We start from the raw sequence: 15086 nt of genomic DNA, 5'->3' as shown, positions 1-15086 counted from the left end.
ATGGCCACCATTCGACCAGCGCGCGACGACGAGGCGAAAGAGTTGCCCGATATCGAGCAATCCGCCGGGCTGGCGTTTCGTTCCATACCGGACCTCGCCTGGATCGCCGAAGACGGCAACATGAGCGTCGAGCGGCACCGCGCGCTGACCACGGAGGGCACATGCTGGGTCGCCACGGACAAGCGCGACCGCGCCATCGCCTTCTTGAGCGCCAGCGTTGAGGACGATGCATTGCATATCCTGGAATTCGACGTTCGTTTTGAGTGGCAAGGCTCGGGCATCGGCCGAGCCCTGCTGGAGACCGTCATCGAGGAGTCCAGGCGGCGCGGCCTTGCAACGATCACGCTGACGACATTTCGCGATGTTGCTTGGAACGTGCCGTTCTACCGAAAGTTCGGATTCCGCGTCCTGGAGGATGCGCAGATCGATGCGCGGCTCGCCGGGTGGCTGAGACAGGAAGCCGCGCACGGCATGCCGGTGAGCCGGCGCTGCGCAATGCTGCTCGATCTCGCGCGGATTTAACGGCGGCTATTCCAGATATTCACTGACCTCGATCAGATTGTCGTCGGGATCGCGGAAATAGACAGACATCATGCGGCCGCGTGCGCCGATCCGCTCTACTGGTCCAAGTTCCACCGCCACACGATCGGCTTCGAGACTGGCGAGGAGTTCGCCGAGCGGCCGATCGGTGATCAGGCAGAAATCACCGGCTCCGGGCGTCGGCGACTTCGCCTTCGGCTCGAAGGTGCGGCCGACCTCGTGGACATTGATCTTTTGGTTGCCGAAAGCCAGGGCTGTCGGCAGGCCCGGCGTATCGATGCGCTTAAAGCCCAGAACGCGCTGGTAAAAGGCGCAGGTCGCCTCGAGTGAGGCCACCGTCAGCACGAAATGATCGATACTGATGATCATCCCGCCCCTCTCAGATATTGCGACTGCCCGGCTTGATCGCCGGTATGGCGGCGAGTTCCGGCGGCAGCCGATCGGCCGGATAGGCCGGCACCTCGTACTCGGCGAGGGCGATCAGCGGCACGCCGACATCGGTCTTGCCCGCCGAGCGGTCGATGATGCAGGCCGCCGCCGTGACCTCGGCGCCAAGTTCGCGCAGGCAGTCGATGGTCTCGCGGATAGACAATCCAGTGGTGACGATGTCCTCGACAATGACGACACGCGCGCCGAGCGCGATCTCGAAGCGGCGCAGCCGGAACTCGCCCCCTTCCCGCTCGACCCAGATCGCCGGCACGCCAAGATGGCGCGAAGTCTCGTAGGCCGGGATCAGCCCGCCGATGGCCGGGCCGACGACATAGTCGATTTTACCCGGCACGGCGGCGCGGATCTTTTCGGCCAGCGCCTTGCACAGCCGCTCGGTCTTATCGGCATGCATGAACACGCGCGCCTTCTGCAGGAAGACAGGGCTGCGCAGACCCGACGTCAGGATGAAATGCCCCTCCAGGACAGCACCAGCCTGGCGAAAAATATCCAGCACTTCGTCCGTATTCATCCGTCTATCCCCGTGTAGATCAGCCGAGTTAGCCATTGACACGCCGTGCATCGCTGACGCTCGAATTGTCCTTGAGCTGCGACAGCAGCCGGTTGAGATGCTTCAGATCCCAGACTTCGAGATCGATCAGCATTTCGGTGAAATCGGGCGCGGTGCGCACCATTGACAGCGTATGGATGTTGGCATCGTTCGAGGCAACGACCTGAGCGATGTCGGCGAGCGATCCCGGTGCATTGATGGCGGTGACGGAAACACGAGCGGGAAAGCGTTCCTTGGTGCGCTCGTCGATGTCCCAGCGCACGTCAATCCAGCGCTCGGGCTGGTCGTCGAAAGCCTGCAGCGCCGGCGACTGGATCGGATAGATGGTGATGCCGGTGCCCGGCTGTACGATTCCGACGATGCGGTCGCCAGGCACCGCCCCTTCCGGCGCGAAACGCACCGGCAGGTCGCCGCGCACGCCACGGATCGGCACCGCGCCGTCGCGCGGCTGGTCCTTGTCCTTGCGCGCGGCACGGCCCGGGATCTGGAACAGCATGCCGGCGGCGTTGCGGATCTTCGACCAGCCTTCCTCGCGCTGCTTGGGCGCCGCCGGCGTGACGCGCTCGTCCTTGTAATCTGGGAAGACGGCTTTCATGACGTCGGTGGACGCCAATTCGCCGCGGCCGACGGACGCCAGCACGTCCTCGATGTCCTTGCGCGCCAGCCGGTGCAGGACGGGCTTCAGGCTTTCCTTGGTGAAATTCTTGCCGGCCCGCTCGAAAGCCCGTTCGAGAATGCGCGCGCCGAGACCCGAATACTGCTTGCGGATGGCGTTCTTGGTGGCGCGGCGAATGGCGGCGCGCGCCTTGCCGGTGACGACGACGGATTCCCACGCGGCCGGCGGCACCTGCGCCTTGGAGCGGATGATCTCCACCTCGTCGCCATTCTTCAGCTCCGTCATCAGCGGCATGATGCGGCCGTTGACCTTGGCGCCGACGCAGGTGTCGCCGACATCGGTGTGAACCGCATAGGCGAAGTCGATCGGCGTGGCACCTTTCGGCAGCGCGATCAGCATGCCCTTGGGGGTGAAGCAGAACACCTGGTCCTGGAACAGTTCCAGCTTGGTGTTCTCGAGGAAATCCTCGGGATTGTCGCCCTCGGCGAGCTGTTCGATCGTGCGCCTCAGCCAGGCATAGGCATTGGTTTCCTTCGAGATCGAATGGGCCGTGCCGTTCGCCTTGCCGCCGGTATCCTTGTAGATCGAATGGGCGGCGACGCCATATTCGGCGATCTTGTTCATCTCGCGGGTGCGGATCTGAAGCTCGACGCGCTGGCGCGACGGCCCGACGATGGTGGTGTGGATCGAGCGGTAATCGTTCTGCTTCGGTGTTGAGATGTAGTCCTTGAAACGGCCGGGCACCATCGACCAGGCGGTGTGGATGGCGCCAAGCGCGCGATAGCAGTCCTCGACATTGTCGACGACGACGCGAAAGCCGAAAATGTCGGACAATTGCTCGAAGGAGAGCGCCTTGGCCTCCATCTTGCGGAACACCGACCACGGCTTCTTCTGCCGGCTTTTGACGCCTGCATTGATCGCATGCTTCTCGAACAGAGCCGACAGCGCTTTCTCGATCTCGGACAGCACGCCCTTGTTGCGCTCGAAAATCTCGGCGAGCCTGGCGGTGACGGCGCGATAGGCTTCCGGATTGATGTAGCGGAAGGCGATCTCCTCCAGCTCCTCGCGCATGCCCTGCATGCCCATGCGCCCGGCCAGCGGCGCATAGATATCCATCGTCTCCTCGGCGATGCGCAGGCGCTTGGCTTCCGGCACATGGTCGAGGGTGCGCATATTGTGCAAGCGGTCCGCGAGCTTGACCAGAAGCACGCGCACGTCTTCCGAGATCGCCAGCAGAAGCTTGCGCAGGTTCTCGGCCTGCTCGGCCTTCTTGGAGACGAGGTCGAGCTTCTTCAGCTTGGTCAGGCCCTCGACCAGCTTGCCCATTTCGGGCCCGAACAGTTCGTCGATCTCGGCCCTGGTCGCCGTGGTGTCCTCGATCGTGTCATGCAGCAGGGCGACGGCGATCGTCGCCTCGTCCATGTGCATTTCGGTGAGGATGGCGGCGACTTCGAGCGGATGCGAGAAATAGGGGTCGCCGGAAGCGCGCTTCTGGTGGCCATGCTTCTGCATGGCATAGACATAGGCCTTGTTGAGCAACGCCTCGTTGACGTCAGGCTTGTAGCGCTGGACGCGCTCGACAAGCTCATACTGACGCATCATGGGCGGAATCTCTCGGCGATGAAATGAATCATGCGCCGCACTGCTGCACGGCGCATGTCATAGATAGCCACGAAACTGCCGGGACGGAAGTGCCGGAAGATTGTTCCAGGCGCCTCCGCAAAGCAGTCTTAGTAGTCGTCGCTCTTTTCCGGCGGCACCAGGCCTTCGATGCCGGCCAACAGGTCTTCCTCGGTCATGCGATCGAAGGCGATGTTGTCCTCGGCATCGTCGGTATCGGCGGCCGTGACGGCGGCGCCGGTCTGATCGGCGATCGCCTCGCCATCGGCTTCGGGCTCGTCGACCTCGACATGCTTCTGCAGCGAATGGATCAGGTCTTCCTTGAGGTCGTCCGGCGACAACGTCTCGTCGGCGATCTCGCGCAGTGCGATGACCGGGTTCTTGTCATTGTCGCGCGGGACGGTGATCTGCGCGCCCTGGCTGATCTGACGAGCACGGTGGCCGGCCAGAAGCACCAGCTCGAAGCGGTTGTCGACCTTGTCGATGCAATCTTCAACGGTTACGCGGGCCATGGATTGCCCCTTTCATGCCTGGATTTAATGGAAAACAGGCGCGGTCAATAACCCGAACGCCGCCGAAATACAAGCATTATGGAATGCCGGGGCCGGAGAACGGACGATCTGTCATTGTTTTGTCGGATTTCCCCCGAAGCCGGTTTCGGTCGAGCTCCGGTGCGCCGGTACCAAGCCGGCGATCACAATTGCTTGCAGTGCGGCAACGAACCCTTGGATTGCCACAAAACTGGCGTTATTTCGAAAAGCGTAAGGTCAGCCGGTTTATTGCGAACCCTACTGATAGTCGCATTTCGTTTTGACGGCCGCTTATTTCGAAAAGGAATTTTTCCATGTTCGACCCCCGTGAAAAGATCGCCCTGTTCATCGACGGCGCCAATCTCTACGCCACGTCGCGCGCGCTCGGTTTCGACATCGATTATCGCAAGCTCCTGTCGAGCTTCCAGAAACGCGGCTACCTGCTGCGCGCCTACTATTACACCGCCCTGGTCGAGGATCAGGAATATTCCTCGATCCGGCCGCTGATCGACTGGCTCGACTATAACGGCTTCAAGGTCGTCACCAAGCCGGCCAAGGAATTCACCGACTCGACCGGCCGCCGCAAGATCAAGGGCAACATGGACATCGAATTGACCGTCGATGCGCTGGAACTGGCCGATGTCGTCGACCACTATGTCATCTTCTCCGGGGACGGCGATTTCCGCACGCTGGTCGAGGCGCTGCAGCGGCGCGGGCGCAAGGTGTCGATCGTCTCGACCATGGCCTCGCAGCCGCCGATGATCTCTGACGATCTGCGTCGCCAGGCCGACCATTTCATCGACCTGATGACGTTGAAGAACGAGGTGGGCCGCGATCCCTCCGAAAGGCCGGTGCGCCGACCCGAACCGGCCGAGACGGAAGAGGACGAGTACTGAGGGCGGCTGCGTTGGCCGCACATCTGGCCGCCTCCCCGGAACCCGATCGCGATTGCCCGCTCTGTCCGCGGCTGCACGGTTTCATTGCCGAGTGGCGGCAACGCGAGCCATCGTGGTTCAACGCGCCGGTTCCGACCTTCCTGCCGCCCGAAGGCGACGATTCGGTCCGGCTGCTGATCGTCGGGCTTGCGCCCGGCCTGCGCGGAGCGAACCGCACGGGCCGGCCTTTCACGGGCGACTATGCCGGCGACCTGCTCTACGGCACGTTGATCGCGCACGGCTTGGCGCGCGGCGAGTTCAAGGCACGGCCTGACGATGGGTTGGAGCTCGTTGGAACGGCAATCACCAACGCCGTCCGCTGCGTGCCTCCCGAGAACAAGCCTGTGGGCGCCGAGATCGCCACCTGCCGGACTTTCCTTGTGCCGACGATCGCACGGTTTCCCAATTTGCGGGCCGTGCTGACACTTGGTTCGATCGCGCACCAGTCGACCGTGCGGGCACTGGGCCAGCGCGTCGCCGCCTATCCCTTCAAGCATGGCGGGCGGCAGGAGGCCGATGGCATTACGCTGTTTTCCAGCTATCACTGCTCGCGCTACAACACCAACACCGGCGTGCTGACCGAAGCGATGTTCGTCAGCGTTTTCAGGGAAATTGCGGCGTTCCTGGATTCGTAGGGTCTGGAATTGCCTTACAACGCCGGCGCGAACAACGCGGCCAGCGTCTCCTGACCGCCTTGCAGGACGTTCAGGTCGACGTCACCGACGATGCCCTCGACGCGGCCCCTGTTGTGGTACTGCCAGTAGACCCAATCGTCGCGACCCGGCTCGAGCAGCAGTGAGCGAAGCCAGAGCGGACGGGCGGCGATCTGTCCTGCATAGGCCGTTGCTGCATCGTCGGTCAGATAGATGATGGCTTTCTTGCCAAAGGCGGCTTCAACGGGACCGAGGAAGGCCTGGAGTTCGGTGTCGAGTTGTTCGGGCGAAGGACGCTGCGGGCAATTGCCGCCGAACTCGATGTCGACAACCGGCGGCAGCAAAGGCTGGTCGTGCGGCACCACGGCGATGAAATTCTTCGCCTGGTCGGCGCCCGGCCGGCAGAAGGTGAAAAAGTGATAGGCGCCGACAGCGAGCCCGGCAGCACGAGCCTCGCGCAGATTGGTGGCAAAGGCATCGTCGACATGATCGCCGCCCTCGGTCGCCTTGATGACTGCAAAGGCGACGTCGGCGGCGGCAACGCGCCGCCAGTCGATCCGGCCCTGATGATGCGAAACGTCGATGCCCCTGACAGGATATTTGCCGCGATCCGGAGAAAACGCATGGAAATAGAAGAAGCCGCCAGCGATCATGAGGATTGCAAAAACCAGGCTGACCGATCCCCAGAGGATGATCCGGTTCTTCAAGACTGTCCCCTCCGGTATTCTGGCTCCTTGGCTAGAACCCTGAAAGCCAAACACTTATCCGCTTGGCTACCGCCTGGTGGCGGTCACCCGCGCTCTTTCAAGAGCCTGCCCTTCTCACGCGACCAGTCGCGCTGCTTTTCCGTCTCGCGCTTGTCATGCAGCTTCTTGCCGCGACCGACGGCGAGCAGCAGCTTGGCCCGGCCCTGGTCGTTGAAATAGATCTTCAGCGGCACCAGGGTCATGCCTTCGCGGTCGACGCTCTGCGACAGCCTGGCCATCTCGCGCTTGTTGAGCAGCAGTTTGCGGCGCCGGCGCGGCTCGTGGTTGAAGCGGTTGGCCTGCAGATATTCCGGTAGATAGGAGTTGATCAGCCAAATCTCGCCGCCCTCGACCGAGGCATAGCTGTCCTGGATGTTGGCCTGGCCCTGGCGCAGCGACTTGACCTCGGTGCCGGTCAGCACCAGGCCGGCCTCGATCGTGTCGAGCACCTCATAGGAAAACCGCGCCTTGCGGTTTTCCGCAACGGTCTTGTTGTTGGGATCGGCTTTTCTGACTTGATTCATAATGCGGAGAGGTGGCGCCTCATCCCTAATTTATCAAGCCGGCGTGCTTCATCGCCGCGTCGATCTTTTCGGCCGTCGATTGTTCGACCGTGACCAGCGGCGAGCGCAGCACGTTCTCGACCTTGCCGAGCTTTGAAAGCGCATATTTGGCGCCGGACACGCCGGGTTCGATAAAGATCGCCTTGTGCAGCGGCAGCAAGCGATCCTGCAATTCCAGCGCCTTGGCGCTGTCGCCGGACAGCGTCGCCTCCTGGAATTCGGCACAAAGCCGCGGCGCGACGTTGGCCGTCACCGAGATACAGCCGACACCGCCATGCGCGTTGAAGCCGAGCGCGGATGCATCTTCGCCGGAAAGCTGGATGAAATCCTTGCCGCAGGTCATACGCTGCTCGGAAACCCGTTCGACCTTGCCGGTCGCGTCCTTGACGCCGACGATATTCTTGAAGTCGTGCGCCAGCCGGCCCATCGTCTCCGGCATCATGTCGATGACCGAGCGCGGCGGGATGTTGTAGATGATGATCGGCAGCTTGGTTGCCCTGGCGACGGCGGCGAAGTGCTCATAGAGGCCGCGCTGCGTCGGCTTGTTGTAGTAGGGAGTGACGACAAGTGCAGCATCGGCGCCTGCCTGTTCGGCATATTGGACCAGGCCGATCGCTTCCGCGGTGTTGTTGGAGCCAGCGCCGGCGACGACCGGGGCGCGGCCCCTGGCCGCCTCGATGCAGACCTTGACCACCTGACGATGCTCGTCATGCGACAGCGTCGGCGACTCGCCGGTGGTGCCAACGGGAACAAGGCCTGTCGTGCCCTCCGCAAGTTGCCAGTCGACAAAGGCGCGAAAGGCTTTCTCGTCGAAACGCCCGCTCTTTTCGAACGGTGTCACGAGCGCGGTCAGCGAGCCTCTCAGCATGTTCGTCCAACTCCTTGGGACTTCTTGTTCACGCATATCGTTATCCCAAAACCGGTAGCCACTTTTGGGCGATAGGCATGGGTGTTTTCGTCTCTGGTCTTAATGTCGCGCCTTCTAACCGAAAGCGAGGCGGCGCACCATAGTCTCGACATGGTTGCGCGGCAAGCATTGCCATGCTGCCAGCAAACGCAATTCGAACGGCCTCGATAACCTTTTGTTAACTGGCCCTTCATGACCTAAGTTTACGGTCTGGTCCAGGTCGCGAAGCTTCCGCGCCTGCTGGTGATGTGTAAAGGCTGAACGATGCCGACTAGGCGGCCTCATCTTTTCGCGCTCCTGGGCGCGGTCGTCGCGCTGATGCCCGAGATGGCGATCGGCGGCAGCGTCGACGTGCAGTTGACATCGGCCATTCCGATGCCCGGCATGCAAAGCTCGCAAGATGCGGGTCCACGCGATACGGCCCCCTCTGCCAGCATCGTGCAGTTGAAGAGCGGTCTGGACGCACTGGCGGCGGGCGACATTCCCGGTGCCCGCGCCGCGCGCGATGCCCTTTCCGCCGGTTCGCTCGACCAGCACATCCTTGCCTGGGCAATCGCGCTTTATGGCGGCGACAAGGTGCCGAGCGGCGACATTGCGGCCGCAGCGAAGATGTTGCCCAACTGGCCGGGGACAACCGCGCTGCGCAAGAACAGCGAACGCGCACTCTATCGCGAGAACCCCGCCCCCGACATCGTTGTGCAGGCGTTCGACGGCAGCCAGCCGCAGACATTCGAAGGCGTGATGCTTCTTGCCCGCGCCTATGTGGCCCTGGGCAAGGCAGAGGCGGCGCGTTCGGTGCTGGTGCCGTTCTGGCGCACCGCGATCCTGGAGGCCAAGGACGAGACAGCGCTGATCAAGGAGTTCGGCGGGCTGATCCCGGCCGCCGATCACCGATTCCGCATGGAGCGCATGTTCTACGCCGACCGGGTCGGCGCGGCGCAGCGCGTCGCCGGCCCGGCGCAAGCGGAGCAACTGGCCACCGCCTGGGCGGCGGCCGACAAGGGCGACAAGAACACCCCCAAGCTGCTCAAGGCGGTACCGGCTTCACAGCGTTCGGCCGGCTATTTCTTCGCGCAAGCCGAATATCTGCGCAAGCAAGACAATATTGCCGACGCCGCCGCCATCGTGATGAAGGCGCCGACGGATCGCGAAGCGCTGGTCGACCCGGATGCCTGGTGGGTGGAGCGCCGGGTACTGTCGCGCGAGCTGGTCGACAAGGGTGACATGAAGGCCGCCTACAAGATCGTCGCCATGCATGCGGCCGAAAGCACCGCGAACGCCGCCGAAGCCGAATTCCATGCCGGCTGGTACGCGCTGCGCGGCCTGAACGATCCCAGGCTTTCGGCAACCCATTTCGCGCGCATTGCCGACCTTGCGCAGGGGCCGATGACATTGTCGCGCGCCTATTACTGGCTCGGCCGCGCCGCCGAAGTTGGTGGTCCGGGTAACGCAAAGGATTATTTTGCGCGCGCGGCGGCCTACGGCACGACATTCTACGGCCAGCTCGCCGCCGAGCGCATTGGTCGTCCGGCGCTGAACATCGCCTATCCCACGCCGAGCGCCGCCGATCGCCAGAGTTTCGCGGGCCGCGAGGCCGTCGCCGCCATCAAGCGATTGCAGGAGGCGGGCTACGACCGCTATGCCGAGACGCTCTATCGTGACCTTGCAGGACAGTTGACCAGCCCGGGCGAACTGGCGCTGCTGGCCGTGCTGGCGGAAAAGCAGGGCAACCACTTCATGTCGCTCAAGATCGGCAAGATCGCCGGCGCGCGTGGCATCGACGTCGGAGCGCTGTCGCATCCTTTGGGGGTCATCCCCGACAGCGCCGATATTTCCGGTTCGGGCAAGGCGCTGGCCTATGCCATCGCCCGCCAGGAAAGCGAATTCAACATCGGCGCCATATCGAGCGCCGGCGCGCGCGGGCTGCTGCAGCTGATGCCGGCAACCGCCAAGCAACTGGCGAAGAAGGCCGGGCTGCAATTCTCTCAGGCACGCCTGACCACCGATGCCGGCTACAATGCGACGCTGGGCTCAGCCTTCCTCGGCCAGCAGCTCGATCGCTTCAACGGCTCCTATGTGCTGACCTTCGCCGGCTACAATGCCGGCCCCAGCCGCGCTGCCCAATGGGTGGCGAAATACGGCGATCCGCGCGGCAAGGACATCGACGCCGTCGTCGACTGGATCGAACGGATTCCTTACACGGAAACAAGGAGTTATGTGCAGCGCGTGATGGAGAACTACGAGGTGTACAAGATGCGCATTTCCGGCAAGTATGACATTTTGGGAGATCTTGTGAACGGGCGAAGTTGACGGCTTTCGTTTCCTTGCGAGAGGAGTTGGCCTCGCGCGGATCCACTCGCCTTGGCTGAGTGAAGGGCCTCGCCACCTTCGGCCCGCAAGAGGAGAAGTAACTGCTCCATTTGACCATCCCTTCCCTCGCCTGTAGCAGACGGACCATCCGGCGAGAGCAAGGGGCAGCATTCCAATGGCGAGCGAAGGTTTCTCCGATTTCTTCTACGCGGGACCCAATGGGCTGAAGCTCCATGCCCGGATCTATGGCGACGCAAATTCGCGACATTGGCCAGTCGTCTGTCTGCCCGGGCTCACCCGCAATGCACGCGACTTCCACGAACTCGCGCTCTATTTGGCCGGCAAAGCGGGGAGCCCACGCAAGGTCGTCGCCTTTGACTATCGCGGCCGCGGGCAGTCCGATTATGATCCCGATGTCAGCCGCTATAATGTCGGCGTCGAAGCCGGCGACATTCTTGCCGGACTGGCGGCCTTGGGAATCGAGGAAGCCGCCTTCGTCGGCACCTCGCGCGGCGGCCTGATCATTCACGTCCTGGGTGCGCTGCGGCCGGCCATATTGAAAGCGATCGTGCTGAACGATATCGGACCGGTGATCGAGCCGGCCGGCCTTGCCCATATCCAGTCGTATCTCGAACGCAAACCGAAGCCGAAGACCTTCGCCGAAGCAGTGGCAGCCCAGCGCCGCGTTCACGGCCGGGATTTTTCAGCGCTCGCCGATGCGGACTGGGAGCGCATGGTGCTGGCGCTCTACCGCGAAACGGATCAGGGCCTGCTGCCGGATTTCGACCCGAAGCTGGTCGACACGGTTGCAAATCTCGACCTGACGCAGCCGCTGCCGGCGCTGTGGCCGCAATTCGACGCCCTCTCGGCCCTTCCCATGCTCGCCATACGCGGCGCCAATTCGAGTTTGCTGTCGGTGGGCACACAGCGGCAGATGCGGGAGCGCCATCCGGCAATGCAGACGATCACCGTCGAAGGCCAGGGTCACGCCCCTTTTCTCGAAACCGGAACCTTGCCGGGCGACATCGCCGCTTTCCTCGACAGAGCCGAGCGGCTGCCGACTCGCCTTTAAAAACCGTTGCCGGCGAGGCAAACGACAGCAGGGCGACCAAGGTAGGTTCCGAAGCCGGAATAGCATGCCTGAAATAACCCGCAGATCGGGGGATCCACGGAATTGGTTGTCCACAGCGTCTTCAAAGCGTGAACTTATCGGGACTTTGAGGCCTTCTTCATTGCCTTAGCCGTGGTCTTCACGGCTGCCGGCTGGTCTGCCGCACCGCGCGCGGCAGCGCGCGGGGACGGTTCGGGCGCTGCCTTCACGCTGTCGGCGCCGCCAGACCGGGGTACTTCCAGCACGGTGACGCAGCCGTCGAGGTCATTGGTGGCCAGATGCGCATAGCGCATCGTCATCGACAGGGTCTGGTGGCCGAGCCACATCTGCACGCGCCTGATGTCGATACCGCCCTGAACAAGACGCGAGGCGCAGGTATGGCGCAGAATGTGCGGCACCACCTGGTCGTCGGCGGCCAGACCGACTTCGGCCTTCGCATCGTTCCAGATGGCACGGTATTGAGCCTGGCTGAATGTGGTGAACGGGCCTTTCGGCCGACGGCCTTCGCCGGGAGGCAGCTTGATCACTTCCTTGACACGCTCGGTCATCGGAATGGTGCGGCTTCGGCCGGACTTGGTGATCCAGAAGGAGACGCGATGCTCCTGGATGTCGTTCCAGATCAGCCCGAGCGCCTCGCCAAGGCGGCAGCCAGTGTCGACCAGGAAGACGGAAAGCCGGTAGGCATTCTCGCTGCGGCTCCTGATGGCAGCAAACAGCCTGGCCTCCTCGTCCCTTTCAAGGAAACGAATCCGTCCCGACCGCTCCTTCTGGCGGCGGAACTCGGGCAGGCTGTGGATATCTCCCATCTTGTAGGCCTTGCGCAGCAGTTTGCTGAGGGCAGCCATCTTCCGATTGATGGTTGCGTTGCTGTTGCCGCGCTGGCGCAAGGTGCCGATAAGGTTGTCCAGGGTACTCTGGTCAAAGGCGCTGAAACGCTCCCCGAGCAGAATCTCGTCTATCTCGCCGATGAACGAGCTGACATTGTATTTATGTCGCCCATCATCCCACAATATATCTCGATATGCCGAAAAAAGATCTCCAACCCTATGCGATTTTACTTCTCGTATCCTATTGTAGGTGTAGTTAAACTTTGAGTTCTGAGAAGAAAACATCGAAAAATGATCGGAGGGCTCGCCCTCTTGAATCGCTTCGGTCGTCATCATTTGCCACACCCCCGAGTGGGATAGATTCAGCCCTATCCGCTTGGGAGCGTCCTTTCAAGAGATTTGAATCACGCAGTTGTGATTTCATCCGCCATCAGCGGATCCCACGAAACCATCCCACGGACTCTATTCAGCTACCGTTACCCCCTGTTCCTTCTGTTTGCCTTGATCCAGTCACGAAACAAAAACAGCCCGGGCGTTGATGCGCCCGGGCTGGATTTCACCTGTATGGAACCAGCCCTTAGAACGAGCGCTGGAAGCGGAGGATACCGCCGATGCTGCTCTTCTTGTCGGCGCCGGTCCAGTTGGAGAAGTCGGCGTCGTCGAACCTGCCTGCATTGAGGTAGTCGACTTCGGCCGTGACCGTGAAGCCCGGGACGACGTCGTAGGCGATGTTCGCCGCGATGCCCAGGTTCTTCCAATCGTCATACGACACCTGCGCGTTGAACGAGGTCTTCTCGTTGAACTTGTAGGTACCGCCGCCCCAGACAGCCCAGTTGCCGCCCCACTGCTTGTAGAAACCGCGACCATGGGCGTCGACAAAATTGCCGGCGTCGTCGTTGAGGTTGTCATCGGTGCCGTAACCGCCCATGACCCACAGCGACAGTGCGTCGTTGACGTTCACGTCCAAGCGAACCTTGCCGGCAACTTCTTCGTAGTTGCTGTCATAAGCGACGACACCGCTGATGGCGCCCCAGCCCTGCGTCCACTTCAGACCGCCGACGACATGCGGAACGTAGCTGTCGATCGTGCCGACAACGCCCGCGCCTTCTTCGAGCGAGACCACGGCCGAGAAGCCGTTGCCAGCGTCGAAGTAGTACTGGACGACGTTGGTGTCGAAATCGCCGTAAGGAACAAGCGTATCCTGGATCACGTTGCCGGCGTAGCCGACGAACGTATCGAAGGCCGATTCGTCCTTACCAACGCGGAGACCACCGAGCTGGATCCAGGCGAAGTTCAGCGAGACGTCCTTGTTATGGGCGGTGTTGAACGGCTCGATTGCGTTGTCGTTGCCGAAGTTGAAGCGGGTCTCGGTGTAGGTCTTCAAGGTGCCGAGCTCGGTTTCCTGGCCGGTCCAGGTCTTCAGCGTGAAGCGGGCATTTTTGTGCCAGGCATCATTTACCGAGCCGTCCTGGTGATCGGCAGTCTTCGAACCGTTGAACGTGCCGACGTCGCCGCCGCCGATGTCATAACGGATGTAGCCGCCGATGCGCAGGCAGGTCTCGGTGCCGGGGATGTAGAAGTAGCCAGCGCCGTAGACGTCGCAAATCTTGACGTATTCAGCGGGCTCCGGCTCGGCGACGACGACGGCGTCGGCGGCGCGCGCACCGGAAACTGCGATCAGGGCCGCAGCGGAGCCGAGAAGAAGGCTCTTGATGTTCATTTTCTGACCTCCAGTCAAAAGTTAAAAAACGGGTCTGGGTATTCTTTGCTGAAGGACAGCGTTCCCTGCCCCATCCCCACTACCGAAAAAGATGCGCACCGCGCCGCTCCTTCGAAATCGACATTACCCATGAGCAGACGGGGTTCAACCACGATCGTACCGGCGAAAGGGCTGTGCGGCTGCTATCCCCCAGCGTTGTTGCACAAATGACACGATTTGGCCTCACTCAGAAAGCTCTCATTAACCTTCGGCCCGCCCCAGCCCCTTGTTTACGGGCGAATCCGGCGATCGGCTGACGGAATCATGGCGAGGCCTTGAGCCGCCAGCCAGGGAATCGCCGCAGAACCGCCGCATCGCGGAAGGCCGCAGGCCGGTGCGTTCTTATTTTTCCGTATAATGGCTTCTTTTTCCGAGATATTGGCTGGGGCTTGTTGATTGTGCCGGCGCTTTTCTTTATCCAGCGGCGCAACGGAGAGGTGGCCGAGTGGTCGAAGGCGCTCCCCTGCTAAGGGAGTAGAGGTCAAAAGCTTCTCGTGGGTTCGAATCCCATCCTCTCCGCCATCCTGCTTCGCTCTTCGAGCTTCGCAGGACAAGCCCAGACCAGACCTCAGCGCGAAGCAGGATGCCCTCCGAAGCCTTGGCAAAGGAGGGCCGGTCGTGTGGTATGTATACCTGCTGGAAAGCAAGACTGCCGACGGTGAGCGTTATGTCGGCATCACGTCCGACTTGAAGCGACGGCTTGCCGAGCACAATCACGGAAAATCCAGTCACACATCCAAGTTCCTGCCATGGCAGATCGTCACCTATGTGGCGTTCTCGAATCAAGCCAAGGCGACTTCATTGAGCGTTATCTCAAATCCGGTTCCGGGCACGCCTTCGCCAGCAAACGTCTGTGGTGAATGCCCCTTCCTTGTGAAAAAACCCAGGGATTCCCGGAAAAACGCAGCAATACCAATTGTTTGCTGCAAAAACACGCACCACCAAAACGGTTGTTTCGTTCGATTCTGACTG

At 61.9% G+C, this 15086-nt stretch carries 15 protein-coding genes and 1 tRNA gene; 7 read left to right on the top strand and 9 right to left on the bottom strand.

The genetic code is table 11. The features are described 5' to 3' along the window. Complete coding sequence (locus LB547_RS13455) at positions 1 to 522, top strand: GNAT family N-acetyltransferase (RefSeq protein WP_140559459.1); 522 nt, start codon at positions 1 to 3, stop codon at positions 520 to 522. 6 nt (positions 523 to 528) lie between these two features. Here the strand turns inward: LB547_RS13455 and LB547_RS13450 are convergent, their stop codons facing one another. The 4 genes from LB547_RS13450 to rpoZ form a co-directional block, all read right to left on the bottom strand. Continuing rightward, a complete protein-coding gene (locus LB547_RS13450) occupies positions 529 to 909 on the bottom strand; it encodes a VOC family protein (RefSeq protein WP_140559458.1) in 381 nt (126 codons plus the stop codon). Positions 910 to 919: 10 nt separating this feature from the next. Further along, positions 920 to 1498 carry an orotate phosphoribosyltransferase gene (pyrE, locus tag LB547_RS13445; RefSeq protein ID WP_140520690.1) on the bottom strand — a complete coding sequence of 193 codons (579 nt, stop codon included), beginning with the start codon at positions 1496 to 1498 and terminating at the stop codon, positions 920 to 922. 28 nt (positions 1499 to 1526) lie between these two features. Beyond that, positions 1527 to 3755, bottom strand: a complete 2229-nt coding sequence (locus LB547_RS13440; RefSeq protein ID WP_140565002.1) for a RelA/SpoT family protein — start codon at positions 3753 to 3755, stop codon at positions 1527 to 1529. Positions 3756 to 3883: 128 nt separating this feature from the next. Continuing rightward, positions 3884 to 4285, bottom strand: coding sequence for a DNA-directed RNA polymerase subunit omega (gene rpoZ, locus LB547_RS13435; RefSeq protein ID WP_140494610.1), 402 nt, complete (start codon positions 4283 to 4285; stop codon positions 3884 to 3886). 332 nt (positions 4286 to 4617) lie between these two features. On the opposite strand from rpoZ, the gene LB547_RS13430 reads away from it, so the two are divergent. Both LB547_RS13430 and LB547_RS13425 read left to right on the top strand, forming a co-directional pair. Further along, positions 4618 to 5199, top strand: coding sequence for an NYN domain-containing protein (locus tag LB547_RS13430; protein ID WP_140494612.1), 582 nt, complete (start codon positions 4618 to 4620; stop codon positions 5197 to 5199). Continuing rightward, complete coding sequence (locus LB547_RS13425) at positions 5196 to 5873, top strand: uracil-DNA glycosylase (RefSeq protein ID WP_181167210.1); 678 nt, start codon at positions 5196 to 5198, stop codon at positions 5871 to 5873. Before LB547_RS13430 ends, LB547_RS13425 begins: the two co-directional genes overlap by 4 nt. Before the next feature lie 14 nt (positions 5874 to 5887). On the opposite strand, the gene LB547_RS13420 is transcribed toward LB547_RS13425, so the two are convergent. The 3 genes from LB547_RS13420 to dapA form a co-directional block, all read right to left on the bottom strand. Next, positions 5888 to 6598 (bottom strand): GH25 family lysozyme, encoded by a 711-nt coding sequence (locus LB547_RS13420; protein WP_140764136.1) that lies wholly within the window; start codon positions 6596 to 6598, stop codon positions 5888 to 5890. Between the two features lie 83 nt (positions 6599 to 6681). Next, positions 6682 to 7161 carry an SsrA-binding protein SmpB gene (gene smpB / locus LB547_RS13415; RefSeq protein ID WP_140494616.1) on the bottom strand — a complete coding sequence of 160 codons (480 nt, stop codon included), beginning with the start codon at positions 7159 to 7161 and terminating at the stop codon, positions 6682 to 6684. Between the two features lie 25 nt (positions 7162 to 7186). Beyond that, complete coding sequence (gene dapA, locus LB547_RS13410) at positions 7187 to 8068, bottom strand: 4-hydroxy-tetrahydrodipicolinate synthase (protein WP_140494617.1); 882 nt, start codon at positions 8066 to 8068, stop codon at positions 7187 to 7189. 303 nt (positions 8069 to 8371) lie between these two features. On the opposite strand from dapA, the gene LB547_RS13405 reads away from it, so the two are divergent. Then, positions 8372 to 10417 carry a lytic transglycosylase domain-containing protein gene (locus tag LB547_RS13405; RefSeq protein WP_140764133.1) on the top strand — a complete coding sequence of 682 codons (2046 nt, stop codon included), beginning with the start codon at positions 8372 to 8374 and terminating at the stop codon, positions 10415 to 10417. A 175-nt stretch (positions 10418 to 10592) separates the two neighbouring features. Beyond that, entirely contained in the window at positions 10593 to 11489 is an 897-nt protein-coding gene (locus LB547_RS13400; RefSeq protein WP_140494621.1) for an alpha/beta fold hydrolase, read from the top strand. A gap of 134 nt (positions 11490 to 11623) precedes the next feature. Here the strand turns inward: LB547_RS13400 and LB547_RS13395 are convergent, their stop codons facing one another. Both LB547_RS13395 and LB547_RS13390 read right to left on the bottom strand, forming a co-directional pair. After that, positions 11624 to 12691 carry a tyrosine-type recombinase/integrase gene (locus LB547_RS13395; protein WP_140517794.1) on the bottom strand — a complete coding sequence of 356 codons (1068 nt, stop codon included), beginning with the start codon at positions 12689 to 12691 and terminating at the stop codon, positions 11624 to 11626. 241 nt (positions 12692 to 12932) lie between these two features. Next, positions 12933 to 14075 carry a porin gene (locus tag LB547_RS13390; protein ID WP_140494624.1) on the bottom strand — a complete coding sequence of 381 codons (1143 nt, stop codon included), beginning with the start codon at positions 14073 to 14075 and terminating at the stop codon, positions 12933 to 12935. Positions 14076 to 14545: 470 nt separating this feature from the next. Between LB547_RS13390 and LB547_RS13385 the strand changes: the two genes are divergently transcribed. Both LB547_RS13385 and LB547_RS13380 read left to right on the top strand, forming a co-directional pair. After that, a tRNA-Ser gene (locus LB547_RS13385) sits at positions 14546 to 14636 on the top strand. A gap of 96 nt (positions 14637 to 14732) precedes the next feature. Beyond that, on the top strand, positions 14733 to 15083 hold the full coding sequence (locus LB547_RS13380; RefSeq protein ID WP_411908948.1) for a GIY-YIG nuclease family protein: 351 nt from the start codon (positions 14733 to 14735) through the stop codon (positions 15081 to 15083). Positions 15084 to 15086 lie beyond the last annotated feature (3 nt).

The organism is Mesorhizobium sp. B264B1B, assembly GCF_020165765.1.
In the GTDB taxonomy this organism is placed as follows: Bacteria; Pseudomonadota; Alphaproteobacteria; order Rhizobiales; family Rhizobiaceae; genus Mesorhizobium.
This window is presented reverse-complemented; position numbering and strand designations above follow the sequence as displayed.